We start from the raw sequence: 25,782 nt of genomic DNA on the forward strand, positions 1-25,782 counted from the left end.
CTCGCTTTCTCGCTTTCTCGCTTTCTCGCTTTCTCGCTTTCTCGCTTTCTCGCTTTCTCGCTTTCTCGCTTTCTCGCTTTCTCGCTTTCTCGCTTTCTCGCTTTCTCGCTTTCTCACTTTCTCACTTCTTACGCGTTTGTCACGATTCTAGCCGCCACTTAACCTTGTGTTGACGTTCGAAAGTGGGCTTTTAAGACAATAGGTCCTTTATTGACAAATTTTGGAGTAGGGGTATGAATAAGCAGTGGTATCGCTTGGTGATGGGTTTAGGAGCGACAGCGTTAAGCGCTCAAGCGCTGGCAAGCAGCGAACAACCGACAGATCTTGCGGTTGGCATAGCTGTCGATCAACAGCTTAGTGTCGTCGTTGAGCTGGACAATCAGTATCGTTTTATTATCGGCAACCAAGGTGGTGCGTTTGATTACATTGCAAAGCGAGGTCAATTTAACACTGAAGAACCGATCGATTGGTACGTTGGTGTTGGTGGTTGGGGTGAATGGGATGGTGACTTTGGAGCGCGAGTACCATTGGGGGTCAGCTATCAGGTGAGTCAAGGTTGGCAAGTGTATGGACAAGTTCACCCTGAGCTGAATATGCATAGAGGATGGGAGTTAGAAATTGGTGCCGCCCTTGGTGCTAAATATCATTTTTAGGCGCAGCACTTATTTAGCTTCGCTGCTATTTCGAGTCGACACCCGAGAAAACAATGCCGGCTCAGAGGCCGGCATTGTGAATGAATGATGCAGTCGTGACTGCTGACTCATTATTGCTTGTTCATTGCTCGCTTAATACAGATGGCCGCGCCACCCCAAGTAATGCCAAGACCAAGAACTAACATGATAATTGCACCAGTTGTCATGATTATGCCTCCTGCTTGCTGCTCGCAGCGTTAAGAATAAGACCGAACACCAATAGTGCACCCATCACAGCCCAACCTAGTGTTAGGTCGTAGCCACCGTAACCATCGGTAAATAGCGCCTGAATTTTGGTTGCTAGAATCACTGCCAGCATAACTGGAGTGATAAAGCGTAAACAAATATCAAACCATTGGCCGATAGAGAAATCTGAGGTTGAGTTTACGTATTCACGGACACTAGGTACTTTGTTCAGCAACCATGCCATTAGTACAATTTCAACCAGACCACCAAACATGATGCCGATGTTATTGGCGAAGTGATCCACCAAGTCAAGGAGCAGTAGACCACCATTAGTAGCAAAGGCCATTGAAACCACGACACCTGTACCGATAACGATGTTGGCGGCTTTCTTACGGCTCCAGTTCAACTTGTCGATGATGGCTGAGGTTACCGCTTCCATGATTGAGATATGAGAGCTTAAGCCGGCCACGACTAGAGCGAAGAAGAACAGTGGGCCAAGGATATAAGGTGCTGGCAGTAAGTTAATCGCTGCTGGTAGCGTTACAAACGCCAGACCGACGCCCGCGGTAACGACCTCTGTAATTGGTTTTCCTTGTTCTTGCGCCATGTAGCCTAATACAGAGAAGATCATAATACCGGCTAGGATAGAGAAGCCACAGTTGATCAAAACCGTCATGAAAGCGTTGTTGGTGATGTCTGACTTCTCTGGTAAGTAGCTAGAGTAGGCCAACATGATGGCAAAACCGATACTTAGAGTGAAGAAAATCTGGCCATATGCAGCAGCCCAAACTTTGACATCCCAGATTTTGCTGAAGTCAGGTTCGAACATGTAGTTCACACCGTCTAGAGCACCAGGAAGGAAGATCATGCGGCCAATCAGTAAGATCACCATGATGAAAAGAATTGGCATCATGATTTTTGAAGCGCGTTCGATACCTGCTTTAACCCCACCGACGATTGCCGCGTAAGTAATCGCCCATGCTAGCAACATAGCGCCTGCAATATTCCATTGGATGCTGCCTAATGCTGTCGGGGAATTGTCACCACCGAGCTTTAGGTATTCACTAAAGAAAAAGGCGTTGGTATCAGTGCCCCAGCTTTGGCTGAACGACATACCAAAGTAAGAAATAGCCCAACCAATAACCGCCACATAGTAAACGGCGATAACCGCAGCGACACCCACTTGGAACCAGCCTAACCACTCAAATTTAGCGTGGATTTTAGAGAGGGTTTTTGGTGCACTGCCACGATATTTTTGACCCATACTGAATTCCAAAATCATAAATGGAATACCCGCAGTGATCATGGCAAATAGATAAGGAATGAAAAAGGCGCCACCACCATTCTCATAGGCCATGTATGGGAAACGCCAAATGTTACCCAATCCAATCGCCGATCCTACAGCAGCTAAGATAAACCCAGCTCTTGATCCCCATTGTTCTCGCTTCATAGATTACTCCTGTATACAACTCCCTGAGGTATGAAGCTTTTCTTTGGCTTATTCGCCAGAAAGGGATGAAGGGGCAAAGTGCTGTTTAGCAAGCGTTGTCCTTTGCGCTACCATCCGTGACTTGGCAAAAGTTTAGATTTAAATATTGTCAGCCTAAAGAAAACTCAGAATATTGTTCTTGAACTTACGATGTGTGTTTGCGAAAACTGACATTTTCAGCTACGCATGCTAAAGAGACTAACGATTTAAAATGGTTAACGCAATAGATTGTAAATGTTAGTGATAAGTTTAATGTTGGTGTGATTGATGTATTTTCTGGGTATGAGTAGTGTTTTGTATGGTTTATTTGGCGTTGTTTGTTTGTATGATTCTTTATAAGTTAAAAATGTCGGTTTGATCAACTTTTTGTAAAAATTAGGCGGTATGACTAAAAAACACCCAATGAGGTTTCGTTTTTACTGATTAGTCGCAAAATAGAAAAACAATCAAAATTTACGTTTTATTCCTTAGCATTGATGTTTTTAGATGCTGGCGGTTGCCAAAGCATAATGAGTTCAACTTGAATGGTCGAAAGTTGCAGGAGAGCGTTTATTGACACGCTTTTCCGGATAATACCAAACTGAGCAAGAGTACCCTGGCGTAAAACACCATATAAGGGACAAAGAAAAGCTAAGATAAAATGTATCAACTAAATCCTTAGTATTTGTGATGTTAGCACCACATTTCTGCACAAAAAAACGACAAAAATTGAATATGCTCCAGTTAGGTGTTATTTTTTTGTTAAGCGTATATGGAGGTGCTTATGGAACTTGAATTGAAGTATGCCTTACTGATTACCGCATCTATTTTTGCTGTAATTATCGGCTTTGGTGTTATTGCTATTGCGACCGCTTAAGGCGCAGTTGTAATGAATAACAGCGGTGTCATTACAAACACTGCAAGCCTAGTCGACCTTGAGCGACTGTCTAAATACACCGGTGGCTTAAACGCACTTGTTGCACAAGGCGGTGGCCAGAGAGGCATTTTTACATCCGGTGTATTGGATGCCTTCCTACTCTCTGATTTTGACCCTTTTCACCGTTTTTACGGTACCTCAGCAGGGGCGCTAAACTTATCGGCTTTTCTTTGTCGACAAAAAGGCATTGGCCGCTCTTTTATCCTCGATCTCACTACGTCATCCGAATTTTTTCACTTATTTAGCTATATCCGTCGTAAGCGCTATTTAGGACTTGATTGGGCGTTGGACAAGATCAGTGAATATCCCTACAAGCTTGATATCGATATGGGACGTCGCACGTTGGGGAATCGGCAGGCTTTTGCTGCTGTTACCGACAGTAGCCGCCTGATTGATTGCTATTTACCGATGCTGAATGATGATTGGAAGAAAGTGCTGATTGCCAGTTGTGCTATTCCTCGTCTATATGAACATGAAGTAGCGTTTGAACATGGCCGTTATATTGATGGTGGAGTATCCGCTTCAATTCCGGTGCAAGAAGCATGGCGACAAGGTTCACGTTGTATTGTGGTGATTCGTACTGAAAGCGATGATGTGCCAGACGCGGAACCATTGGTTTCAGAGCGTTCAGAGGTTGAGTGGTATCGAGATTCGCTGAATGTAGCGCAAGAACACTGGCAGCAAAAATTGACTCAGTGGAAACTTGATTGGAACCAGTTCTTAAACGAACGTATTAGCCGATCTCAGTTGCAAAAACTGAAAGATCATCATCTTGTTTCTCTTAATGGTGGGCGCTGGTTATTTGGCGCCGATGATATCTACCGACTTAGTCATTTGTTAGGTGACAATTTTGATTCGGGCTTAGCGGATATGCTGATGGTGCATTATCAGACTTATTCACTGACTCAAGATTTCCTCAACCAGCCACCAGACGATTGTTTTATTGTTCAGATCAAGCCAGAACAACCGTTATTGTCGAGTTCGTTAATGAGCAGTGAAGAAGAATTGCGGCATGACTACCAGTTAGGCCTTGATGCTGGATTTCGCTGTGTAGCCACCTTTGATCGCTGTGGTTTGACACAATTTAATGCCAGCCTCAATCGGGCAAGTTAGCGCGACCTCATCGAGGTTATTATGAGAATGCTTAGTATTTCGCTTAGATTACTCGTGAGCTAAGTCAAAATATCTTGATTTTTATCATCGCAAAATAACCGATTATTATTGGCAAATATCATTGCGCTATATGACAGGGCACACAAACAATTCGGTTTATACGTGACGGTTGTCACGGCGATTTATCAAGGGGCTTCACAATTACTTCGCAAAGTAAAAAAATTACTTAGTTGTTGAATATTGGAGTTACCTTATGTACATGGCTCAACCTGGCCATATTGATCATATCAAGCAAGTCAATGCTGGCCGTGTATATAAACTCATCGACCAAAAAGGGCCAATATCCCGTATTGATCTCTCGAAAGAGAGCCAACTTGCACCTGCGAGTATCACCAAGATTACCCGTGAATTGATTGATGCCCATCTTATCCATGAAACGACAGTGCAAGAAGCCACCAGTCGTGGACGTCCTGCGGTTGGCCTACAGGTTAACAATGAAGGTTGGCAATTCCTGTCGATGCGTCTTGGACGTGGGTATTTAACGATCGCACTGCACGAGCTTGGTGGTGACGTGCTTATCGATACCAAAATCGATATTCATGAAATTGATCAAGAAGATGTACTTGCTCGTCTGCTGCATGAAATCGATGAGTTCTTTCAAACCTATTCCGATCAGCTCGATCGTGTCACCAGTATTGCGATTACTTTACCTGGCCTTGTCAATGCCGAGGAAGGTATCGTATTGCAAATGCCGCACTACAATGTTGAAAATCTCGCTTTGGGTCCTGAGATTTATAAGGCCACGGGATTACCGGTTTTCATTGCCAACGATACCCGTTCTTGGGCGCTTGCTGAAAAGTTATTTGGCCATTCGCAAGAGAACGAAAATTCCGTTTTGATTTCGATTCACCATGGTTTGGGCGCGGGGATAATTCTAGATGGTCGTGTGTTACAAGGGCGACATGGCAACATTGGTGAGTTAGGGCATATTCAAATCGATCCACAAGGGAAAATGTGTCAATGCGGTAATCGCGGCTGTTTAGAGACGGTGGCAAGCTCGCAAGCCATTCGTACTGAAGTGACCGAGCGCATTGCCCGCGGAGAAGCATCACCATTGGCCGATATCGAATCAATCTCGGTTGAAGATATTTGTGAAGCGGCAGCGAATGGTGATCCACTAGCAATAGATGTGATTGAAAAATTGGCCGCACATTTAGGCTTCGCTATTGCGTTAGTAATTAACCTTTTCAATCCAGAAAAAGTCTTGATTGGTGGGGCGATCAATCAAGCCAAAGAGATTCTTTATCCGGCAATTCAAAAATGCATTAGAGAGCAGAGCTTACCTGTTTACCATCAAGACCTTGAGTTAGTTGAGTCACGCTTTTATAAACAAGCAACAATGACTGGTGCGGCTCTCGTAAAACAGGCACTATATGATGGCTTATTGCTTATGAAAGTGATAGAAGGGTAATACGCTGCTATATTAGCACTTTTGGATGAATCAACTGAGCCTTACTAACCAAGGCTTGTGTGACGTAAATAACTGCTGTAGAGAATTGTTATGACCGGAGTATTAAACACTGTAGACCAACGAACCAAGCTGGTGGGTGAAAACCGTTTGGAACTGTTGTTGTTTAGCCTGAACAGCCGACAAATGTTTGCAATCAATGTGTTTAAGGTTCGTGAGGTGATAAAAGTCCCTCCTCTAACCAAATTGCCAGGTGCTCATTACAATATCACCGGCGTGGCTTCTCTACGTGGTGTATCTGTGCCTGTTATTGATTTGCGCGCGGCGATTGGTTTTCCACCATCTCGTCTTGAAAATCAAGAAGAAAACCTGATCATTACCGAATACAACCGTACGGTTCAGGGCTTTTTGGTTGGCCAAGTGCGTAACATCGTGAATACCACTTGGAGTGATATTCAACCACCACCAAAAACCGCAGGTCGTTCAAATTACCTTACCGCGATTACTCAGCTTAAAGACAACAATGAGGTCGGTATTATCGAAATCATTGATGTTGAGAAAGTCTTGGCTGAGATCATCGACTACGATGTGTCGATCTCTGAAGGTGTATTAGACGAGCGTTTGAGCGTGGAAATGGTTGGACGTAATGTTCTGATCGTCGATGATTCCTCAACAGCACGTGCGCAAGTAAAGGGAACGCTCTCCCAACTAGGTCTTAACATCATTGAATGTTGTGATGGCTTACAAGCACTCAGATTACTTCAGTCATGGAGAGATCAAGGCAAAGACGTCACCAAAGAACTACTATTGATGATCACTGACGCTGAAATGCCAGAGATGGATGGTTACAAACTCACGCATGAAATTCGTAATGATCCGCAAATGAAGGATTTGCATGTCATTCTGAATACGTCATTAAGTGGTAGCTTTAACGAGGCGATGGTGAAAAAAGTCGGTTGTGATCGCTTTATTTCTAAATTCCAGCCTGATCTTCTGGTTGAAGTAACGCAGAACCGTCTAAGAGAAGTGCTCGGCCTCTAGATTGATTTTTCCTTATTTGGCCATTTGTCATGCAGCTAGGTTGATTTTGTGGTAGTATTTGGTTTCTATTTTGTTATTTAAAATGGAGTGTAACTATCAAATTCAACTTTTCATCAGAAACCTTAAGGTAGTTCCTAAGCATGATATGGTTAACGTCGAAGGTTGTGATGACCTTAGGCTTGTTATTGTATAGGGAATACAAGAAAAGAAGTACGGACGCTGACGACGAGTTGTAACTTGTCATAGGTAATTTTAAAAGGAGCCTTTTGGCTCCTTTTTGCTTTTTGCTTTTTGCTGATGATATTAATGAAAATCACGAGATCGGCTATCGAGTTCATGGAGTTGATTGGTTAAGTCCTCCAGTCGGCCTGCAATGACATGTATTACGTTGCCCTCGCGTTCTAAAATGCCTTTCACCCGTAAAACTTTCGCGGCTAAATATGCCTGTTGCTGCGCTCTGGCGGTGGCTTGCCATACCACGACATTAATGTTTCCTGTATCATCTTCGAGAGTGAAAAAGGTGACGCCAGCGGCTGTTCCTGGTGACTGCCTCCCCGTTACAACACCAACGACCGTTACCAATGATTGATGCACTTTATTGGCGAGCTGATTCATGCGAGTAAAGCGGCCCAATACGCCCGCTTGATCTAATAGACGAATCGGATGTTGAGTTAAGGATAACCCCGTAGCAGAGTAATCTTCGATCAAGGTTTGTGTGTCGCTAGGCGCACTGATATGGGTCGTCGTGGCATCTTCAATGTGTTGAAACAGCGGTAAATCAGAAAGTGAGTCCATCATCGACCAACGAGTTTGATAACGGTTGTGTGCGATGGTATGAAATGCATTGGCTGACGCTAGTAACTCGATGTCTCGCTTATTCAGTCCAATATGTTTTAGCTGCTGCGGATGGCTAAAGTGTCCTTGTCCTCGGGCTTTGAGTAATTGCTGACAACTGGCTTGGCTTAGCCCTTTAATTTGGCGAAAACCAAGGCGAATAGCCAACCCTTGCGATTGTGCGATCACTTGATGATCGTAGAGTGAATGATTAATGCAGATTGGCAAAATAGTGAGGCCGTGGCGCTGTGCATCTTGCACCAGCTGTGAGGCACTATAAAACCCCATTGGTAAGCTGTTGAGTAGCGAGGTATAGAAGGCTTCAGGATAATAAAATTTGAGCCATGCAGAGCAATAAGCCAACACCGCGAAGGAGGCGGAATGACTCTCTGGAAAGCCGTATTCACCAAAGCCTAGTATTTGTTCAAAGAGGCGTTCAGCAAAGTCCAATTCGTAGCCACGGCTGATCATGCCGTTAATCAGTTTGGTTTTAAATTTAACCAGATTGCCATTTTTCTTCCAAGCGGCCATGGCGCGGCGTAGTTGATCCGCTTCACCACCGGAAAAACCGGCGGCAACCATCGCCAGTTTAATCACTTGTTCTTGGAAAATAGGGACGCCCATGGTGCGTTCAAGCACTTGTTTCACTTCTTCTGATGGATAGCTAATGGCTTCTTCACCACGGCGACGTTTTAAAAATGGATGCACCATATCACCCTGTATTGGCCCCGGCCGCACAATGGCGATTTGAATCACTAAGTCGTAGTAACTGGCAGGTTTGAGCCTTGGTAGCATGCTCATTTGTGCCCGTGACTCGATTTGAAAGACGCCAATGGTATCGGCACGTTGGATCATGCCATAAACGTTAGCATCATCTTGGCGACGGGTGATTTCCGCGATCGATAACGACTCGCCATGAAAGCGCTCTATGAGTGCAAAACATTGACGGATTGCACTAAGCATACCAAGTGCTAAAACATCGACCTTGAGTAAGGAAAGGCTTTCGAGGTCATCTTTATCCCATTGAATAACAGTGCGATCAGGCATAGAGGCATTCTCAACGGGCACAAGCTCGTAGAGAGGCCCAGAAGATATGACAAAACCACCTACATGCTGAGATAGGTGGCGAGGAAACCCCATGATTTCGTTAACCAACCCGATAAACTGCTCGCCTTTGAGTGAGCTTGGCTCGATACCAAGTTGAACGATTTGTGCCTGCCAGCCTTGAGCGCGATCGCGGCGATTGATATTTTTAATAAAATAATCAAGTTGGCTCTCTTCGATTCCCAGCGCTTTGCCGACATCACGAACTGCGCTCTTAAAACGATATGAGATGACGGTAGCGGCAAGTGCTGCACGTTCACGACCATATTTTTTATAAATGTATTGAATCACTTCTTCGCGTCGATGATGTTCAAAATCAACATCAATATCTGGCGGTTCATCACGCTCTTTACTGATAAAGCGTTCAAACAATACTGATATTTGGCGTGGATCCACCGAGGTGATCTCTAAGCAGTAGCAAACCACAGAATTGGCCGCAGATCCTCGGCCTTGATAGAGGATTTTGCTCCGTTTCGCAAACATGACAATGTCGTGAATGGTTAAAAAATAAAAAGGATAGTTGAGCTCTTCGATTAAGCTCAGCTCTTTTTCTATCGTCTGTTCAATATCACGGGGTATACCATCAACAAAGCGTCGTCGCTTGCCATCGTTAACTAATCTGCGCAAATAGCTCATTGGGGTTTCACCATCTGGGATCAGTTCGCTGGGGTACTCATATTTGAGTTCGGCCAAACTGAAATTGCAGCGCTGAGCAATGAGGCTGCTTTCTGCCAACCATTCAGCTTTAAACAATTTGCTGAGTTTATCGATGCTGCGCAGTGAGCGCTCTGTGTTGACCAAAAGATGACCGCTAATAGTATCAAGATTGCCGCCATGTTTAATGGCCGTGAGCGTATGCTGCAAAGGCAGACGAGTGGCAGTATGCATTAATACGCCACCACAAGCGGTGATAGGTAATTGCAATTCGGCCGCTAAGTATTGGCAGCGTTGTAGGTAGGCGTGATCATTACTGCCAAGATGGCGTTGTACACCAATCCATAAGCGATGCAGATGATGCTGAGCTAGCCATTGACCCCACTTGAGATCGGTTTGTTTATGCTCCGGCTGTGGATGAGCGGGCAACCAGAGGATGAAACAGTGGCGAATGGACATCAGATCCCACTCAGAAAGCTGATAGTGGCCTTTCTCACTGCGACGGCGGGCATTGGTAATAATGCGGCATAACTCGGCATAGGCCTGCCGATTAGGGCAGATCAGCACAACTTGGCACTCCTCGTTAAGCCAAAACATACTGCCAATAATTAATTGCACGCCAAGTTGGTGATTTTTGATAGCAGTATGCGCTCGCACTACGCCTGCGACCGAGCATTCATCGGTAATGGCGAGTGCGCGATAGCGGAGAAAATCCGCTTGTAAAATCAGTTCCTCAGCGTGTGAAGCTCCACTAAGAAATGAGAAATTGCTCTGACAAAAAAGCTCAGCGTAGGCCATGGTTTTCCCCGTTTAACTGAATTGACCGTGGAGAAACCACTGTTTGTCTTGGTTGCGAAAAACCCATAACCAGCGACCTTGTTCACTACGGGCAATAAAGTAATCACGGGTGATGTCGCCACCATCCCACCAGCCAGTGACAAAGCGTTCAGGGCCCTGAATAATCGAAACTTTTTCTTGCAAAGGTGTGGGTTCAGGGAATAAAAAACTGGGGCGGCAACATGCAATGTTACGACGAGTAATCGGTGGTGTTGATTGTGTTGGGTCACACAGTTGAGTTGCCTTTTCTGGACGCGGATCTTGGCTTAGTGCCACTTTACGAACTTTCTCTTTGCCTAACTTGGCTTGCAATAGGCTAACCAATTCCAGTGGTGACTGCTGGCCTTGTGGACCGTTAAACATATCTTTGCTGGTGGCTTCTAACGCGCCCCCCCTCACGATCGCTAAGGTTAAGCCTTGTACTGGTGCGGTGAGTTTGAGTGATTCTAATGTGAGTTGGCACAGCTTCAGCCAATGTTTGGCCATTGCATCGCCACAGGCCGAGGTAAAAATGATGGTATCGTTTTGTTTATCTCGTTGATGCAAAGTGAGTTGCAACTCATAGGCGATATGATTTCTCAAAGTTAAGAACAGCTCTAAGCGTTCAAGTAACTTTTTGAGTGGTCTTTCTAACCACTGAATATTCTCAATCTCGTAGAGTAACTCAAGATAGCTATGAAATTTCTCGGGTGGATGATAGAAGGCCAATGGGTGTTTGAATTGCCCCAGTAATCTACCGACGTAATTGACTAAATCGATATCAAAGCGGCGCGCTAACTCAGACATGGGTAAGCTCAGTAAATCCGCGAGGGTATTTACGCCTACTCGTTGCAAAGCGGTGACTTGTTTCTCAGCCAGTTCGGTGCAAGTGAGCGAGAAAGGTTGCAAGGTCGCCATGAGCTGTTCTTTATCATCACAGATAAGCATGGTGGCCGATTTGGCGAATAACATCGCAGAATAGGGAGAAAAACCAGTGGAATAGTCGTAGCGATAGCCCAGCTTATCCAGATGTTGCGATAAAGTTTGCCAATAAGCCTCAATGCCCCCATACAGGCACAGCATATCGGTAACCTTGAGTAACAGCCCTTGCGGGGGAAGTAACACAATATCTGAGGTGACCAAGTAGAGCCATTGAGCGATATCGACCAAGGTTTGCTGCTCTTGCTTTGCATCATAAGGGTGTACTTGTAATTCATGGCAAAGGGCACTGGCGCTACCAAGCCCCATTCCGGCCTTAATGCCAAGCTCTAATGCGACTGGGTTGACTTGCACAATTTGAAAGTGCTGCCCATCCACGATCACCATCGCTTGGCTGTTTTGCTCAGCAAAGAGGGCATCCAACTGCAGGGTTGGAAAATGTAGGTAAAGCCATAATTGCATCGTTTAGCCTTGTTTGCGCAGCGGGAAAGGGATCACGACCGGTTGTGGCTCTGCAATCACTAATTGTGACCAGCGCGAACGCATATCGAGGACAAAACTGCCATGTGGCCAACCCCCTTTACGTTTGGTGATAGTCACGGTTAGTCCGTGATGATGCGGCTCTAAGCGCATACTTAAACTCACAGGAAGAGAGAATAGATGTTGTTGTGGCTGTTTGAATAAAAAGTGCAAGCAGCGGCCAGTTTCACTGGCGACTTGTAAACGACGCGCTTGGTGTACTTCCAGCTCAGATTGCCAAAGTAATACATTGCTACAAGCGCCGCTTTTGAGGCATTGCTCGGCGGCCCATAACGCATGTTGTGGGTTGTCTGGGTAGATGAGCAATATCTGGTCGAGATCGAAACCTTGCTCGACCAACATTTCTGCGCAGAGGTAGCCAGGCGGCTGAATGAAAACACTCATACGCTCTTTGCTGCTGTTTAACAGGTGCGGCAATAGTAGCCTCAGTTCACCAATACCAGTCACGCTTTGCAGTTCAATGACACCCTGATTTGGAAAGCCACCTTCTAATTTGCAGTCCAGCAACGCAAAGCCCGTTGGGTGAGCGTCTATAGGCTGATGTTGGGCGTTACCTTGCCACAATCCGTGTTTCTGTTTTAGGTGTTCGATAAGTTCAGACATAGGCAGTTGTTGAATAAATGTACCTGTATACATATACAGTATAATTTATCCTGTAAACACTGCAAGAGGGGATAGAATGAAAAACGCCTTGTGGGATCACAAGGCGTTGAAGTTAGGCTAGTTATTTTTTCGGTTGAGCATCGATGCATTGACCGTGAATCGCTTTGCCCTCAGGCGCCATCAAATAGAGGTAGAGTGGCATAATATCTAACGGTGTTTTCAGTAAATCACTATCTTCTGCGGGGAAGGCTTTTGCACGCATACCCGTACGAGTGCCGCCCGGATTAATCGCATTGACGCGAATGTTCGTATCGCTGAGCTCATCTGCGAGAACTTGCATCATGCCTTCGGTGGCAAATTTTGACATCGCGTAAGTGCCCCAGAAAGCACGACCGACATGACCCACAGTGGATGAAGTGAACACCATGCGTGCATCCGATGCTTTGTGTAGCAATGGTAGTACCGCTTGTGAGAGAAGAAATTGCGCTTTTACGTTGATTTGCATTACGTCATCAAAGCTGTCTTCGCCAATTTGATCAAATGGGCTAATCACACCAAGAATACTGGCGTTATGCAGTACGCCATCAAGTCGGCCAAATTGACTTTCAATGGTATCGACCATATCCAAGTAGTTTTGCTTACTGGCGCCTTTCATATCGAGCGGAATGATGGCCGGTTGTGGGTAGCCAGCTTGCTCAATCTCATCATAGGTTTGTTCAAGCTTTTTAACGGTACGCCCTAATAATATGACGGTTGCGCCATGTTGGGCAAAACTGATGGCGGCTTGTTTTCCAATACCAGCTCCAGCGCCTGTAACAAGAATGACTTTATCTTTTAAGGCGTTGTCAGCTACTGAATAATCCACGCTATGCTTCCTTATTGTTATGAACTGCTTTATGTCTTCGTGACAAGATGGTTACAATACAGCAATTCGCACAGTGAGAGGATATTCAGCTTGGAATTTTTGTTGGACTACGGCCTATTTTTGGCCAAGATTGTGACTGTGGTAGTCGCATTGGTGGCGATTTTAATCATTGTAAAAAGTGTTGGTGGTAAAAGTGGTGCGTCGAAAGGCGAGCTAGAAATCACTAATTTAACCGAGCAACACAAACACACCGTTGAGCAATTAGAGCATCATTTACATGATGAAGCCTTTCTAAAAGCGCGTGACAAAGCGGAAAAGAAAGAAGAGAAAGAGAAGCACAAAGCGCGCGAAAAAGAGATCAAACAAGCAGTGAAAGAGGGTGAGCTAGAAAGCAAGCGTGAAGCTCATTTGTTTGTACTTGATTTCAAAGGCAGCATCGATGCAAAAGAAGTCGCGTCACTGCGTGAAGAAGTGACGGCGATTTTGGCCGTAGCTCGTGAAGGTGATGAAGTTCTGCTTCGTCTCGAATCTGGTGGCGGCATGGTGCATGGCTATGGTCTTGCGTCATCTCAACTGGATCGCCTTAAATCAGCTGGTCTACCATTGACGATTTCCGTTGATAAAGTGGCAGCCAGTGGTGGCTACATGATGGCCTGTATCGCTGATAAGATTGTTTCGGCTCCGTTTGCGATTGTCGGTTCGATTGGCGTGATAGCTCAGCTGCCTAACTTCAATAAAGTGCTGAAAAAATACGATATTGAATACGAGCAAATCACCGCAGGTGAGTTTAAGCGCACCCTAACCATGTTTGGCGAAAACACCGATAAAGCGCGTGATAAATTTAAGCAAGAACTGGAAGAGACCCACGTATTGTTTAAAGACTTTATTCGTGAACGTCGCCCTGATCTTGATCTTGAAAACGTTGCAACCGGTGAGCACTGGTTTGGTACTCAAGCACTAAGCCTTGGCTTAGTCGATGAGATCAAAACCTCAGATGATTTGGTGGTTGAAGCGTGTAAAGACAAGACAGTGCTAGCGATTCATTATGTTGAGAAGAAAAAAATCACGTCGAAGCTGGCTGCGCTAATGGGCGAAGCGGCAGACAATGTATTGATGAAGCTTATCGACCGTGGTCAACGCCCGATTGTTTGATAGTTTATCTCTACGCTAAATCAGCAACAGAATAAAAAAGGGAGCCTTGACTAGAGGCTCCCTGTTATAACACCGACTATAGGGGGATGGTGTTACTCTTACCGACTTGATGTAAGGTGATGACGAGTCTTTATATTCAGGAGCGATATATCGATTCGGCGGGCAATCACATCAAGCCGATTAAGCTAGGTTTAAAGTTTTCCTTCGCTACCGCATACGCGAATCTTACTCATCACCACTTCTTTCATTGCCGCTTTACCTGGAATGATATACTTACGAGGGTCATTCGCATCTGGATGTTGCACGAAGTACTGTTTTACCGCATCAGCGAAAGCAATTTTCAACTCCGTTGCCACGTTCACTTTACAAACGCCAAGGTCAATACAGCGACGTACCATCTCATCGGGTACGCCAGAAGCGCCATGCAATACCAATGGAATATCGACGACGGAACGAATTTTCTCTAAACGATTAAAGTCGAGTTTTGGCTCTGCTTTATAAAGACCATGCGCGGTACCAATCGCCACTGCAAGTGAATCAATACCAGTGCGGCGAACGAACTCTGCCGCGGAGGCTGGATCGGTCATCAAGGCATCAGCACTGTCGACGATTAAATCATCTTCTTGACCCCCTAAGCGGCCTAACTCTGCTTCGACACTGGCATCGAAACGGTTACAGTATTGCACCACAGAGCGAACGATATCGATATTCTGGTCGAAGGCATAGTGCGAGCCATCAATCATGACTGAGCGAATACCTTGTTGTACCTTACGTTGAATATCTTGTTGATCTTCATGGTGATCAAGGTGCAATACTAAAGGAATCGAGTGCTTGTGCGCCGCTTCTTTACAGATGCTGATCAGATAATCTGTACCAGCGTAATCGTAGGTGCCAGGCGTGCCAGCAAGAATTACAGGCGATCCCATTTCTGAAGCCGTTTCGACGACCACTTGAACGGTTTCAAGGTTATGAATGTTGAATGCAGGAACCGCGTAGCCGCCTTGTTGAGCACGTTTAAGCATTTCACGAGAAGAGATTAGATACATAAAGCCTCCTGACTTGGTGTTGCAATGGCATCGAATACGAGACGTCCGTTAACCCAAGTTTTTGCAATTGAAAAATCTGAATGAATAGCCACCATTGAAGCGCGTTTACCGACTTCTAAAGTGCCTAATTGATGTTGTAAGCCTAAGGATTTTGCTGGGGTCAAAGACGCCATCAGCCACGCTTGCTCAAGAGGAATGTCGAGCCAACGTTGAATGTTTTGTACCGCAGTTAGCATGGTCAACGTGCTGCCTGCCAAACCGCCTGAATCAGTGGTGACGACACCATCTTGCATCTGCACTTGGTATTCACCGAGGGTGTATTCACCATCGGGCATGCCCGCAGCGCACATCGCATCAGTAATGAGTGTCATACGGGCGCCACAACAACGGTGAGCCACTTCGATAGCCGCCGGATGAACATGATGACCATCGGCAATCATTTCTACATAACTGTTTGGATGAAGAAGCCCTGCGCCAACCACTCCCGGATCGCGGTGATGCAATCCACGCATTCCGTTGTAGCAATGCACAATGCCACTTGCACCGGCATCAAGTGCTTGTTTAACTTGGTCGTAACTGGCATCGCTATGACCTAGCATGACCTTGATACCTTGCTCATGTAAGTAGCGAATGGCTTCAATCGCACCGTGTTTTTCTGGCGCGAGTGCGACGGTGATTAATTGGTTATCAGAATACGAAATCCAGTTTTCGAGCTCTTCAACCGAGAGTTCACGAAACCATTCCGTTGGGTGTGCACCTTTGTTTTTCTCGGTGAAGTAAGGCCCTTCTAAATACGCACCAAGAATTTCTGCCCCATTAACCCCTTGTTGTTTGCTTTTGGCTACTTGCTTTAGAGCTGCGCGAATTTTTGCAACTGGCGCCGTCACTGTGGTAGCTGCGAAGGCGGTGACGCCAAGGCTGGCAAAAAACTCAGACATAGTGTTGAGTGATTCATGGTTTGCATCCATAACATCACAGCCTTTCGCACCATGCACATGGCTATCGATCATGCCGGGCATTAGGCTAATGTCACCTAAGTGAATCACGCTTGAATGCTTGGCGGCATCAAAGGCCTCAATCGCACTAATTACGCCATCACTATTGACGGAGATAACGGCATCATTGAGCCAAGTTTCACCATTCAGTAGGCGCTGAGCTCGATAATGGCGGGGTTTAGATTCCATCGTCTTCTACCACGGCTTCTTTTTCATTACGTGATGCCATCTCAGCGGCTAAAGAAGTGATACCACGGTGGCCACACTCTAGCGCTTGATCGCGAAATTCAAGGAGATTGAGTTCATCACGTTCGAGCAGCATTTCTGCCGCCATTTGTAGGTTAGTTCCTGTCACCACTTGGATATCATTGCGCTCTTGGCTCAGGAGTGATGCGGTGCGAAATGGCGTTCCACCTAATAAATCTGTCAGAAACACAATCCCTTCACCCGAATCGATATCCGTGATGGCTTGGCGCATTTGTGCTTCCAGTTGTGGGGTGGTTGACTCTTCTGGGAAGTCGATAAATTTGAACTGAGCTTGCTCGCCAATCACCTGATGAATCGCCTGCGCGATACCAGAAGCAAACCCACCATGACCAGATAAAATTACAGCAATCATTTGTCGTTCCTTATTTGGGGCTGGTGTGCCAGCCCCTTTTATCGTTTTAAATTCTCGTTTACAGAAAGTGGCTAAGCGCTATAGGAAGCCCATAAAGCGACCAACAATGGCGAGCGTTACGGTTAGACCTATCAGTTTTAGTGGGCTCCAACCGCGTTTCACAAGGGCGTACATCGTGAGCGTGTATACCAGTGGTAGGAAGGCTGGCATTAGCTTGTCAATCACATCTGCCTGTAGTTTCACTACCGCGTCGCCCGCTGTAATTTCAGCCGTGGTTGATAAGCGAACATAGGTCGCAACCAGTGCGCCAATGACGGTCATACCGACCATTGAGGCGGCATGGCTAACTTTCTTGGTGTTGGCTTTAATCACTGGAATGGCCGCCACACCCATGCGGTAGGCGTAGTGCGCAAGACCAAAGCGCAGACCAAAGTGCACCACGTTAAATAGGACGATAAAGAACACCGCACCCATGATTGAGCCTTGCAACGCAAGATCAGCCCCGATACCGCCGCAGATAGGCAATAGGGTCAGCCAGAACATCGCATCACCGATGCCACCCATTGGTGCGCCCACGGCAATCTTGGTACTTTGGATACTGTTGATGTTCTGTTTTGAACGTTCCATCGCCAGTACGATACCCATCACGAAGGTCACCAAGAATGGGTGAGTATTGAAGAAGCCCATGTGGCCTTGCATCGCCTTAGATAAGTCGGCTTTATTGGTGTGAATCTTCTTCAGTGCAGGCAGTAGGCCGTATAACCAACCTGATGCTTGCATACGTTCATAGTTAAAAGAGGCTTGGAGTAGTAGTGAGCGCCACGCCATCTTATTGATGTCAGATTTACTTAATTCAGCGCCAATTTCCTTGTTTTCATATTCATCAGAAGAAACACCAGGTGCAGGTTGTACTGCAGGATCTGTGACGTTTAGGTTTAGCTCTTTGCTTACATTAGATTCCATCTTCAAAGTCCTCTGCTGAGCCCGCTGCTGGTGCAGGAGTTGGTTCTGATTTACGCATGAAGTCGATAATTGCCATTGCAGTTGCGGCTGCAGCAATCGCTAGGATTGGCAGTTGTAGCCAAGCGGCTGCAACAAAACCAAGGATGAAGTAAGGGATGTAGGCATTTTTCATCATGATCTTCATCAGAACAGCGAAACCAATCGCAGGCATAATGCCGCCCGCAACGCCTAGGCCATCAATCAGATCTTTTGGTAGAATTTCGACCATTCTTCCTGCGTGTTCTGCGCCAAGGTAGACTGGTAAAAATGCGCATAAGAAGTAGAAACTACCCAGCACAGCAAGCGCCATGTAGTTAACACGTTCAATACCATCGGTATCCGCGTTTTGTGCGTATTCATCACATTTAGACATCACAGCAGACATTGCTGAGAAGAGTAGGGTGATCCCCATTTGAACAGCGACGGCGAACGGTACAGCAACACCAACGGCAACGTTAGGCTCGACTTGGGTTGTGATCGCGAAAGCCGTTCCGACGATGGTGCCGATGATGACGTTTGGTGGTTGAGCGCCGGCAAGCGGTGCAAGCCCCATCCAAATCAGTTCCAGCGTACCACCGACAAGAATACCGGTTTGCACATCGCCTAAAATTAGGCCAACGAGCGGACCAAGTACCACTGGGCGGTGGAAGTGAGTCAGGCCGTTGAACATATCTAGGCCAGCAAAGAAGGCGAGAATGCCGAGCATTACTGCCTGTAAGAGTCCTATTTCCATGGTTGGTGTCCTTATTATTAGATAAGAGTAAAGAGGTCTGTTGCACTTTCGGTCGGCACACCTTGCATGGTGCACTTCACCCCTAGTGCTTTTAGTTTTTCAAATTCCGCGACGTCTTCAGTTCCCACTGAAACCGTTTTGGCAATTTGTTTTTTTCCTTCGACGTAGTGCATGTTACCTACGTTGATATTGCTAATTGCTACGCCACCTTCGACCAATTGACGGAAGTCTTTTGGTGTGCGGCATACAAGAAGAATTCGTTGACGATCAGAAGCCTTATGGATGGTGTCGATGGTCTTTTGCACGCTCCAGAAACGAATGGCAATGCCATCTGCCAGCACCATTTCCATCAGGTTTTGTTGGATGGAGTCTTCAGCTACTTCGTCATTGACGACAACCACGATGTTTGCATCAGCAAAACCGACCCATTGCACGCCGACTTGGCCGTGGACTAAACGCTCATCAATGCGACTTAATACGATGTTTGGCATGGTAAATTCCTTATAAAATCGGTTATTTATTCAATGGGTAAATCGTGACACCTTGCACAACGCGATTGACTTCACCGGTTGGGCATGGATTGTCAGGGCCGTAACCCAGTTGGAGTGACTTTTCAAACGCCAAAATTTGACAGAACAGCACGTATGGGAAGCAGAGCCATTGATCGCCCAAACCTAATTGGCCAAGCTCAAAGACGTCCTCTTCATTGAGTGCGCTTTCTGAAATCGCGATATGAGCCAGCGCTTGTTTGTCGCGACGGATTTCATTGAACAGATCTAAATCGTATTGGCGGGTGTACTCGTCACTGGAAAATAGTTGGATTACCAGCGCCTTATCATTGATGCTGAATTTAGGTCCGTGACGGAAACCTAGGGAAGAATCAAAGGTAGTCATCACTTTGCCTGCGCTCAATTCCAAAGACTTCAACGACGCTTCACGGGCAAGGCCAGCAAAGCCGCCACTGCCAAGTACAATTAAACGCTCATAAGGCTGTTGAGATAACGGTTTGATGGCTTGCGGCCACTGTTGCAGTTTGCAATCACATAAGTGGGCAGTGGCTTCAATTTGATCGCGCCATTGCGTGAGCGTTTGACCACTAAAGAGGGTGAATGCCGACATCAACATACAGGTGAAGCTTGATGTCATGGCAAAGCTATTATCGTTTGACCCCTCAGGCATCAGCAGGCAGTAGGCGTTATCGGCATTTTCTGCATAACGGGCCAATGCACCTTCGCCATTACAGGTTAAAAAGAGGTGGTGACAATTTGGCACCAGTTGATCGACCAATGCTACGGCAGCTACGCTTTCTGGACTATTGCCAGAACGAGCAAAGGAAACCAATAGGGTTGGTCGATTACTATCTAGATACTGTTCTGGATTTGAGACAATATCCGTGGTTGGAATCGATTCAACTTGGAAACGTAACCCGGCTTGAATAAACGGAACAGCGGCGTCACCGACGAAGGCTGACGTGCCTGCACCGGTTAAAATGATGCGCAATTCTGGTTGAGCGAGCAGTGGATTTAAAAAGGCACTAACGGCATCGTATTGCTGCTCTAAAATATCCGCCAATGCGCGCCATAGACGTGGCTGGTGGCTAATTTCTTTTGCGGTATGAATGCCATTATGTTGCTCTAACCATGGCTGTTCGTAGCCTAGAAATAGGTTCATTACATCGTCTCCTTGCAAACCACTGCATTTGAATAACAGGCTGCGGAATAGACCTCAGTCACTTCCATAATCTTGTGAATTACAATGTCAGCGGGCTGGTTTTCAATTTGTTGTTGAGAAATGGCTTTCGCCTGATTTGGTAAATACTGACTCAGTAGCGTGACCGGTAATGGCTTAGCGGCTAAATGGTCAAATAGGGCTTGTTGTGCAGCTTGAACTTCTGGATGTGTCCAGTAGTAGCGAATGCGATCGCTTAAGCTGTAGCTGCAATCAAGAAATTGTTGATGGCCTTTGCTGGCATAGTGTGAGCGCCAGTAGTTAGGTTGCTCATGCATGACTTGCTCAATGGTGTCACGCAGGTGAGAGGCATGATGCGTCCCAAGCCACTCTTTCTCTGCACGATCAAGACCATATAACGCTTCTCGCAGAGCAAAAGTTAAAGCTGGGCCCACTTTTAAAATCGCAAAATGATCACGTACAAGCTGCGAGTAGGCGCTTGGGTTTTGGTAATCGGTTGAGTGCGCTTCAAAGACAAGGTGAGGCTGGCTGTCAATCATGCGGCTTAGCGATTGTGCTTTTTCACTCTCATAGTGATGCACGTTGTGATGATCAAACTCGACCCCCGGTTGCACCACTAGGCCAATAACGCGAGGCCACACATAGCCAAGGCCTAAATCGCTAAAGGCTTGATGATGGGCATCTAATGTCGCTAATGCTTGTTCTGGTTTGGTAACCTCAAGCGCTTCTTCTTCGAGAGACTCTAATGCACCGCCAGGTGTAGGAACTTCAGTCCCGACCACATAAAGTGGTGCCTCTCCGCCTGTTTTCTTCCATGCTTGCTCTGCAATCAAACACAGACGAGCGGCACGTTCAGCCATGACTGATTCACTCAATGGGGTTTGATCGTCGGCACATGACATTGAGCAATCAAGGTGAATCTTTTTAAAGCCAGCGCAGACGTAGTCGTGGATCATTTGCTCTGAGTAATCCATCGCTTGTTGTGCAGGAAGATCTTGCCAGCAGTTAGGACCAAGGTGATCGCCACCTAAGACAATCTTTTCTGCTGGAAAACTTAGACGTTCAGCTAAAGCAAAAACATGGTCGGCGAAATCTTGTGGCGTCATGCCTGTATAGCCACCAAACTGATTCACTTGATTCGATGTCGCTTCAATCAGCACCAATTGTTGGTCTTGTGCTGCTTGTTTAATCGCGGCTTCTAAAACCAGTGGGTGCGCAGAACAGACGGAGTAAATGCCGATCGATTGGCCTTGTTTATGCTGTTCTATTAGATCAAGTAACGATTTCATGATGATTCCTAATTTACGGTTTGGTCGGCGAGAATGACGTCGACACCCATTTCAAGCAGGGCTTGGTGAGTGGCGTGTGGAATATTGCTGTCAGTGACGAGCACATCAATTTGGTTGGCGGCGCGGATCATGCAAAAGCTCTTACGGCCAAATTTGCTGGAGTCTGTGACGGCGATAACTTGTCGCGCAACGTCACACATCGCTCGGTTGATTTGTGCTTCGTGATTGTCTGGGGTGGTAATGCCAGTCTGAAGATCGAAGCCATCAACACCTAAAAACAACTTGTCGAATAAATAAGAGCGAATCTGTTGTTCACCGTGATGGCCAATTAAAGAACACGATGCGCGGCGTAAGCTGCCACCAACAACATGTAAGTCGATGGTCTCAATGCCGCTGAGTTGATACGCGGTATTGAGCGCGTTGGTCATTACCACTAATTGCTTCTTATTGGTTAGGTATTGCGGCATCAAGCCAATGGTGGTTCCGGAGTCGAGGATGATCGCTTCACCATCGCCAACTAAATTCGCCGCAGCCAGTGCGATGGATTGTTTGGCAGTGCGATTGAGTTGGTCTTTACGATAAAGTGGTTGATCGAAGGCAAAGTTGGGGTTGAGATTGGCGCCACCATAACAACGAAAAACGCAGCCTTCTTTTTCCAGTAAGTTAAGGTCATGACGAATGGTCACTGCAGACACATTAAATTGGCTGACAAATTCATCCACTTTGCCAGTTCCGTGGTTACGGATATGCGCCATGATTTTCTGTCTTCGCTCTGCACTGGTCATTGAACTACCTCTTCTTTCGTTGTGTTTCATTTCATAATGGAAACACTTCGATTCCTTTTGATTGGTATTAAAGCAGGGCAGGAAAAATAAAAGTGAAAGCTAGATCACAGCGACTAACCTTTCGGTTTGCGGCTTTTTTCTCTTTCGCTTTGCGTAAAGTGAAAGGGATTTCTTTCAATTGAAAGCGTGAGTTGAGCGGCTAGAGGGTTGTGGGTGCTAACTTTATTGATTGGAAAACCGAAAGGGGGTGATAAAAGTGATAAAACGAAAGGGTTTCGAAGTGAAGAGTGCGTGAGATCACAAAAAAACATTTACGCTTTAAATTACGCTAATTTTTTATTGCGAGATGAGCTGAAAATTCATGACTTAGTCTAACTAAAGGCATGTTAGGGTTCTCAGAACGGTATGGTAGTGTGAGCTTATGATGCAGGTTGCATTTGTACTGGGGTGTGTAGGCCCGTAGCCCCAGTCGCTATCGATGATCCTGGCTAGCGCTTGTGAGAAAATGAGCAGCTAAGTATGAATAGTAAATGATAGGGCTGAAGTGCAGCTCAGGGGGCGTATTGGAGTGTAATAAAGGTTAAAAATGCTTTACAAGCTGATTTTCTCATGTATCATGCACGCAGCTCTGTTAGATAGAGTTATTTAAGAAACAATTTAGTAAAGCAAATCTTCAGAATACTTCTTGTGTTGTAAACCTCTGTTATTCCCTTAGCTTCATCGTGCGATTAAATAATTTATCAGACAGTGTCCTCGCGTTTAGCGAAATTACAAACAATTTTAAAAAGGGACATCTCATGTCAAACAAAACTACTGGTATCGTTAAATGGTTTAACGAAGAGAAAGGTTTCGGTTTCATTTCTCAAGACAACGGCGGCGCAGACGTATTTGTTCACTTCCGTGCTATCGCATCTGAAGGTTTCAAAACTCTTTCTGAAGGCCAAAAAGTGTCTTTCGAAGTTGAGCAAGGTCAAAAAGGTCCACAAGCGTCTAACGTGACAGCTCTGTAATCTTTTGATCAGACACAAGTTGATTCGTTCAGCTTGTGTCTATCTTACCTCTAAGTATCTGTAAACCTCCTCACTTTCGTTTCAACTGTTTCAATATGATGCTCGCACTCATTTGCTCACAGCTTATGAGCTCATTCTCTGCATCCCACTTTCTGTATTTAACTCTCTGTATTTAACTCTCTGTATTTGATTTTCGGCATTAAATATTCGCAATTTAACGAATCGTCAAATGAGCTAATCAATCAGTAATCTTGGCCAGATTGTGTTCCATCGTGATTTGTTCAATCAATATCTGCGTTTGCTGAGCCTTCTTTCGTCAAGTTCTAACGTCATACTCACTCCAATTACTTTTCTGCTTTAGCATAATTTTTTTGTAATAAAACAATTATACGCTTAAGTGCATATTATAAATCAAAGGAAAAACATTATGTCTCGTTCATCTGGTCGTCATCGCTTTTGGTTCCACAAAGCCAAAGTTAAAACAGCTTCGTTCAACAAATCACAAGGTACGAAATGAGAATAGAATTTACAATTTTTGAAAACAGTAGAAATTGGTCAGCAACGGCTCATCAAATCAACAGTGATATTTTACTAAGAAACGTCTTGGTACGAGGTCAAGTCTCTGATTTTGATATTGGTTTTACTTATGATGAGAGGCTGTCTCGTGGAGAAATCATCAATAGACATCAACAAGTTATTGGTGACTTTGAGGTAAGTTTCTAGTTCTCCTCATCTTGTTCCAGCCACTTCATTCAATCGATCTGCGGTATTTATATTTTCTATCCCGCATCGATAATCCTCACATCCACACCCAGCTCTGTTAGCTTGGTGACATAATGCGGTGGAATACCGCTGTCAGTAATCAACATATCCAATTGCTCTGGTCGCGCAATCATGCAAAAACTTTGTCGGTTAAACTTCGAAGAATCGGTGATTGCAATGATGGTTTGAGCTGCTTCAATCATTTTTCGGTTGATATCTGCTTCACCTTGATGGGGCGTGGTAATGCCGCTCTCTATATCAAAGCCATCGACGCCTATAAACAAGGTGTTAAAGCGAAACTCGTTAAGAAGACTCTCGGCACTCTTGCCATGGAGTGAGTAAGAGTTATCGCGAATCACTCCACCGGTAAGCATCACGCTGATGTTGGGTTTATTGGCTAAGTGGTAAGCAATGTGGATACCGTTGGTCATTACCGTCACGTCTTGCTTGTGCGCTAAATGATGAGCAATTTGCTCGGTTGTTGAACCTGAATCGAGAATCACTTTGTCGCCATCATGGATCAACGAGGCTGCATACTCACCTAACTTTGCTTTGATATTGCAGTTGAGTTGTTTTTTGTCATTAAGCGGTTGTTCAAAGGCAAATGTATTATTGAGCAATGCACCGCCGTAGCAGCGTGTGACACAGCCGGTTTTCTCAAGATAATTAAGATCGTTACGTATAGTGACTTCAGACAGTTGATAATGCTGCGCAAAGTAATTTACTTCACCTTTCTGATGAGTTTGAATGTGTTGAAGGATCTCTTCACGGCGTTGAGCGGTAGTAGTCATTGAGAGTGTATAACTATGTTTGTGTATGGCTAATTACGAGATCATGAGCATATCAAGCTTTTGCTTTTAGGCAACAATTAGACGCTGATTGAGTGCGAGCTAGCGAGCATTTTTATACAGTGGATAGGAGATAAGCGCGAAGACAATACCGCTTATCACACCAAAGAGATGAGCCTCGACGGCGACGCGGGTTCCGATCAGTTCCATACTGGACTGACTCGCCCCCATAGTCAGCTCCCAGCTCACTTTTGCGACCACTCCCACGACTAATAACCAACTGGATGAGCGACCTTGCAACGCTTCACGCAAAGCGTAATAAGTAAAGAGTCCATGCAGTGTACCAGATAGGCCGACATAGCTTTGAACATCACTAAATAGCATTCCAATTCCGACGCTAAGGCTGATGAAAATGAGTAATGTACTTAATGAACGGACACTGGGTCGAAAGATAAAGCAGATGATCCATAAGCCAGCTAAATTCATCGCCAGATGGTTGAAGTTGGTATGAGTGAAATTTCCTGTTAGGATGCGCAACCATTGTCCCGCCGGGATTAAATCGTATCGCCAGGCGGAGAGTGAAGCCAAAGGCTCAAATTGTAGTCCGAAGCACAATACACTTACGCCCATTACTAGGAAGATTAATTGCACG

General features: G+C 45.6%; 25 protein-coding genes. 8 read left to right on the forward strand and 17 right to left on the reverse strand.

The genetic code is table 11. The features are described 5' to 3' along the window. The first annotated feature begins 233 nt into the window (after positions 1 to 233). Positions 234 to 653 carry a hypothetical protein gene (locus tag RH88_RS11220; protein WP_005595980.1) on the forward strand — a complete coding sequence of 140 codons (420 nt, stop codon included), beginning with the start codon at positions 234 to 236 and terminating at the stop codon, positions 651 to 653. Between the two features lie 110 nt (positions 654 to 763). On the opposite strand, the gene RH88_RS23240 is transcribed toward RH88_RS11220, so the two are convergent. Together RH88_RS23240 and RH88_RS11225 are read right to left on the reverse strand one after the other, a co-directional pair. Further along, the gene (locus RH88_RS23240; protein WP_005595982.1) at positions 764 to 859 is read right to left on the reverse strand and encodes a MetS family NSS transporter small subunit; all 96 of its coding nucleotides are present in this window, start codon (positions 857 to 859) and stop codon (positions 764 to 766) included. Between the two features lie 2 nt (positions 860 to 861). After that, on the reverse strand, positions 862 to 2,328 hold the full coding sequence (locus RH88_RS11225) for a sodium-dependent transporter (RefSeq protein WP_005595984.1): 1,467 nt from the start codon (positions 2,326 to 2,328) through the stop codon (positions 862 to 864). Positions 2,329 to 3,130: 802 nt separating this feature from the next. Between RH88_RS11225 and cydH the strand changes: the two genes are divergently transcribed. From cydH to RH88_RS11240, 4 genes are all read left to right on the forward strand, one after another. Beyond that, entirely contained in the window at positions 3,131 to 3,223 is a 93-nt protein-coding gene (gene cydH, locus RH88_RS23435) for a cytochrome bd-I oxidase subunit CydH (protein ID WP_005595986.1), read from the forward strand. Positions 3,224 to 3,235: 12 nt separating this feature from the next. After that, positions 3,236 to 4,396, forward strand: a complete 1,161-nt coding sequence (locus tag RH88_RS11230) for a patatin-like phospholipase family protein (protein WP_005595988.1) — start codon at positions 3,236 to 3,238, stop codon at positions 4,394 to 4,396. Between the two features lie 253 nt (positions 4,397 to 4,649). Beyond that, complete coding sequence (gene mlc, locus RH88_RS11235; protein WP_005595990.1) at positions 4,650 to 5,867, forward strand: sugar metabolism global transcriptional regulator Mlc; 1,218 nt, start codon at positions 4,650 to 4,652, stop codon at positions 5,865 to 5,867. Positions 5,868 to 5,957: 90 nt separating this feature from the next. Beyond that, entirely contained in the window at positions 5,958 to 6,905 is a 948-nt protein-coding gene (locus tag RH88_RS11240; RefSeq protein ID WP_005595992.1) for a chemotaxis protein CheV, read from the forward strand. A 303-nt stretch (positions 6,906 to 7,208) separates the two neighbouring features. Here RH88_RS11240 and RH88_RS11245 read toward each other — a convergent pair whose 3' ends face one another. The 4 genes from RH88_RS11245 to RH88_RS11260 all read right to left on the reverse strand — a co-directional run bounded on the left by RH88_RS11245 (position 7,209) and on the right by RH88_RS11260 (position 13,260). After that, on the reverse strand, positions 7,209 to 10,295 hold the full coding sequence (locus RH88_RS11245) for an error-prone DNA polymerase (protein WP_005595993.1): 3,087 nt from the start codon (positions 10,293 to 10,295) through the stop codon (positions 7,209 to 7,211). A gap of 12 nt (positions 10,296 to 10,307) precedes the next feature. Continuing rightward, positions 10,308 to 11,714, reverse strand: a complete 1,407-nt coding sequence (locus tag RH88_RS11250; RefSeq protein WP_005595994.1) for a Y-family DNA polymerase — start codon at positions 11,712 to 11,714, stop codon at positions 10,308 to 10,310. Positions 11,715 to 11,717: 3 nt separating this feature from the next. Further along, entirely contained in the window at positions 11,718 to 12,395 is a 678-nt protein-coding gene (gene imuA, locus RH88_RS11255) for a translesion DNA synthesis-associated protein ImuA (protein WP_040757939.1), read from the reverse strand. Between the two features lie 121 nt (positions 12,396 to 12,516). Further along, complete coding sequence (locus RH88_RS11260) at positions 12,517 to 13,260, reverse strand: YciK family oxidoreductase (RefSeq protein WP_005595996.1); 744 nt, start codon at positions 13,258 to 13,260, stop codon at positions 12,517 to 12,519. A 90-nt stretch (positions 13,261 to 13,350) separates the two neighbouring features. Between RH88_RS11260 and sohB the strand changes: the two genes are divergently transcribed. Further along, positions 13,351 to 14,412 carry a protease SohB gene (gene sohB / locus RH88_RS11265; RefSeq protein WP_005595997.1) on the forward strand — a complete coding sequence of 354 codons (1,062 nt, stop codon included), beginning with the start codon at positions 13,351 to 13,353 and terminating at the stop codon, positions 14,410 to 14,412. 191 nt (positions 14,413 to 14,603) lie between these two features. Here sohB and RH88_RS11270 read toward each other — a convergent pair whose 3' ends face one another. The 9 genes from RH88_RS11270 to agaR (RH88_RS11310) all read right to left on the reverse strand — a co-directional run bounded on the left by RH88_RS11270 (position 14,604) and on the right by agaR (RH88_RS11310) (position 22,570). Then, complete coding sequence (locus RH88_RS11270; RefSeq protein ID WP_005595998.1) at positions 14,604 to 15,458, reverse strand: tagatose bisphosphate family class II aldolase; 855 nt, start codon at positions 15,456 to 15,458, stop codon at positions 14,604 to 14,606. Next, the gene (gene nagA, locus RH88_RS11275; RefSeq protein ID WP_005595999.1) at positions 15,449 to 16,642 is read right to left on the reverse strand and encodes an N-acetylglucosamine-6-phosphate deacetylase; all 1,194 of its coding nucleotides are present in this window, start codon (positions 16,640 to 16,642) and stop codon (positions 15,449 to 15,451) included. The genes RH88_RS11270 and nagA overlap by 10 nt, the downstream gene beginning before the upstream one ends. Next, a complete protein-coding gene (gene agaF, locus RH88_RS11280; protein WP_005596000.1) occupies positions 16,632 to 17,072 on the reverse strand; it encodes a PTS galactosamine/N-acetylgalactosamine transporter subunit IIA in 441 nt (146 codons plus the stop codon). Before agaF ends, nagA begins: the two co-directional genes overlap by 11 nt. Before the next feature lie 78 nt (positions 17,073 to 17,150). After that, positions 17,151 to 18,035, reverse strand: a complete 885-nt coding sequence (gene agaE / locus RH88_RS11285) for a PTS N-acetylgalactosamine transporter subunit IID (protein ID WP_005596001.1) — start codon at positions 18,033 to 18,035, stop codon at positions 17,151 to 17,153. After that, positions 18,025 to 18,807 carry a PTS N-acetylgalactosamine transporter subunit IIC gene (gene agaW / locus RH88_RS11290; protein ID WP_009387204.1) on the reverse strand — a complete coding sequence of 261 codons (783 nt, stop codon included), beginning with the start codon at positions 18,805 to 18,807 and terminating at the stop codon, positions 18,025 to 18,027. The genes agaE and agaW overlap by 11 nt, the downstream gene beginning before the upstream one ends. Positions 18,808 to 18,824: 17 nt before the next feature. Next, positions 18,825 to 19,298 (reverse strand): PTS N-acetylgalactosamine transporter subunit IIB, encoded by a 474-nt coding sequence (agaV, locus tag RH88_RS11295; protein WP_005596004.1) that lies wholly within the window; start codon positions 19,296 to 19,298, stop codon positions 18,825 to 18,827. 22 nt (positions 19,299 to 19,320) lie between these two features. After that, positions 19,321 to 20,478 carry an SIS domain-containing protein gene (locus RH88_RS11300; protein WP_005596006.1) on the reverse strand — a complete coding sequence of 386 codons (1,158 nt, stop codon included), beginning with the start codon at positions 20,476 to 20,478 and terminating at the stop codon, positions 19,321 to 19,323. Next, entirely contained in the window at positions 20,478 to 21,785 is a 1,308-nt protein-coding gene (locus RH88_RS11305; RefSeq protein ID WP_005596008.1) for a D-tagatose-bisphosphate aldolase, class II, non-catalytic subunit, read from the reverse strand. Before RH88_RS11305 ends, RH88_RS11300 begins: the two co-directional genes overlap by 1 nt. An 8-nt stretch (positions 21,786 to 21,793) precedes the next feature. Beyond that, entirely contained in the window at positions 21,794 to 22,570 is a 777-nt protein-coding gene (gene agaR, locus RH88_RS11310; protein WP_005596009.1) for a transcriptional repressor AgaR, read from the reverse strand. A gap of 797 nt (positions 22,571 to 23,367) precedes the next feature. Here agaR (RH88_RS11310) and cspE point away from each other — a divergent pair. Together cspE and RH88_RS11320 are read left to right on the forward strand one after the other, a co-directional pair. After that, positions 23,368 to 23,580: a transcription antiterminator/RNA stability regulator CspE gene (gene cspE / locus RH88_RS11315; RefSeq protein ID WP_005596011.1), complete on the forward strand. Its 213-nt coding sequence runs from the start codon at positions 23,368 to 23,370 to the stop codon at positions 23,578 to 23,580. A 513-nt stretch (positions 23,581 to 24,093) separates the two neighbouring features. After that, the gene (locus RH88_RS11320) at positions 24,094 to 24,303 is read left to right on the forward strand and encodes a hypothetical protein (RefSeq protein WP_005596013.1); all 210 of its coding nucleotides are present in this window, start codon (positions 24,094 to 24,096) and stop codon (positions 24,301 to 24,303) included. A gap of 56 nt (positions 24,304 to 24,359) precedes the next feature. Here RH88_RS11320 and agaR (RH88_RS11325) read toward each other — a convergent pair whose 3' ends face one another. Together agaR (RH88_RS11325) and rrtA are read right to left on the reverse strand one after the other, a co-directional pair. Next, positions 24,360 to 25,133: a transcriptional repressor AgaR gene (gene agaR, locus RH88_RS11325; RefSeq protein ID WP_005596016.1), complete on the reverse strand. Its 774-nt coding sequence runs from the start codon at positions 25,131 to 25,133 to the stop codon at positions 24,360 to 24,362. Positions 25,134 to 25,232: 99 nt separating this feature from the next. Beyond that, a complete protein-coding gene (gene rrtA / locus RH88_RS11330; RefSeq protein WP_174269646.1) occupies positions 25,233 to 25,760 on the reverse strand; it encodes a rhombosortase in 528 nt (175 codons plus the stop codon). Positions 25,761 to 25,782 lie beyond the last annotated feature (22 nt).

Source organism: Vibrio scophthalmi LMG 19158 (assembly GCF_000222585.1).
GTDB lineage: Bacteria > Pseudomonadota > Gammaproteobacteria > Enterobacterales > Vibrionaceae > Vibrio > Vibrio scophthalmi.

What these genes read in the sequence shown, in the direction of transcription:
- mlc (WP_005595990.1), top strand. Translation starts at nt 4,650, where the DNA reads ATGTACATGGCTCAACCTGGCCATATTGATCATATCAAGCAAGTCAAT.
- RH88_RS11250 (WP_005595994.1), bottom strand. Translation starts at nt 11,714, where the DNA reads ATGCAATTATGGCTTTACCTACATTTTCCAACCCTGCAGTTGGATGCC.
- agaF (WP_005596000.1), bottom strand. Translation starts at nt 17,072, where the DNA reads ATGATTGCTGTAATTTTATCTGGTCATGGTGGGTTTGCTTCTGGTATC.
- agaR (WP_005596009.1), bottom strand. Translation starts at nt 22,570, where the DNA reads ATGACCAGTGCAGAGCGAAGACAGAAAATCATGGCGCATATCCGTAAC.
- cydH (WP_005595986.1), top strand. Translation starts at nt 3,131, where the DNA reads ATGGAACTTGAATTGAAGTATGCCTTACTGATTACCGCATCTATTTTT.
- RH88_RS11245 (WP_005595993.1), bottom strand. Translation starts at nt 10,295, where the DNA reads ATGGCCTACGCTGAGCTTTTTTGTCAGAGCAATTTCTCATTTCTTAGT.
- agaR (WP_005596016.1), bottom strand. Translation starts at nt 25,133, where the DNA reads ATGACTACTACCGCTCAACGCCGTGAAGAGATCCTTCAACACATTCAA.
- agaW (WP_009387204.1), bottom strand. Translation starts at nt 18,807, where the DNA reads ATGGAAATAGGACTCTTACAGGCAGTAATGCTCGGCATTCTCGCCTTC.
- RH88_RS11320 (WP_005596013.1), top strand. Translation starts at nt 24,094, where the DNA reads ATGAGAATAGAATTTACAATTTTTGAAAACAGTAGAAATTGGTCAGCA.
- imuA (WP_040757939.1), bottom strand. Translation starts at nt 12,395, where the DNA reads ATGTCTGAACTTATCGAACACCTAAAACAGAAACACGGATTGTGGCAA.
- RH88_RS11230 (WP_005595988.1), top strand. Translation starts at nt 3,236, where the DNA reads ATGAATAACAGCGGTGTCATTACAAACACTGCAAGCCTAGTCGACCTT.
- RH88_RS11225 (WP_005595984.1), bottom strand. Translation starts at nt 2,328, where the DNA reads ATGAAGCGAGAACAATGGGGATCAAGAGCTGGGTTTATCTTAGCTGCT.
- rrtA (WP_174269646.1), bottom strand. Translation starts at nt 25,760, where the DNA reads ATGGGCGTAAGTGTATTGTGCTTCGGACTACAATTTGAGCCTTTGGCT.
- RH88_RS11300 (WP_005596006.1), bottom strand. Translation starts at nt 20,478, where the DNA reads ATGAACCTATTTCTAGGCTACGAACAGCCATGGTTAGAGCAACATAAT.
- nagA (WP_005595999.1), bottom strand. Translation starts at nt 16,642, where the DNA reads ATGGAATCTAAACCCCGCCATTATCGAGCTCAGCGCCTACTGAATGGT.
- RH88_RS11220 (WP_005595980.1), top strand. Translation starts at nt 234, where the DNA reads ATGAATAAGCAGTGGTATCGCTTGGTGATGGGTTTAGGAGCGACAGCG.
- cspE (WP_005596011.1), top strand. Translation starts at nt 23,368, where the DNA reads ATGTCAAACAAAACTACTGGTATCGTTAAATGGTTTAACGAAGAGAAA.
- agaE (WP_005596001.1), bottom strand. Translation starts at nt 18,035, where the DNA reads ATGGAATCTAATGTAAGCAAAGAGCTAAACCTAAACGTCACAGATCCT.
- RH88_RS23240 (WP_005595982.1), bottom strand. Translation starts at nt 859, where the DNA reads ATGACAACTGGTGCAATTATCATGTTAGTTCTTGGTCTTGGCATTACT.
- RH88_RS11240 (WP_005595992.1), top strand. Translation starts at nt 5,958, where the DNA reads ATGACCGGAGTATTAAACACTGTAGACCAACGAACCAAGCTGGTGGGT.
- agaV (WP_005596004.1), bottom strand. Translation starts at nt 19,298, where the DNA reads ATGCCAAACATCGTATTAAGTCGCATTGATGAGCGTTTAGTCCACGGC.
- RH88_RS11305 (WP_005596008.1), bottom strand. Translation starts at nt 21,785, where the DNA reads ATGAAATCGTTACTTGATCTAATAGAACAGCATAAACAAGGCCAATCG.
- RH88_RS11270 (WP_005595998.1), bottom strand. Translation starts at nt 15,458, where the DNA reads ATGTATCTAATCTCTTCTCGTGAAATGCTTAAACGTGCTCAACAAGGC.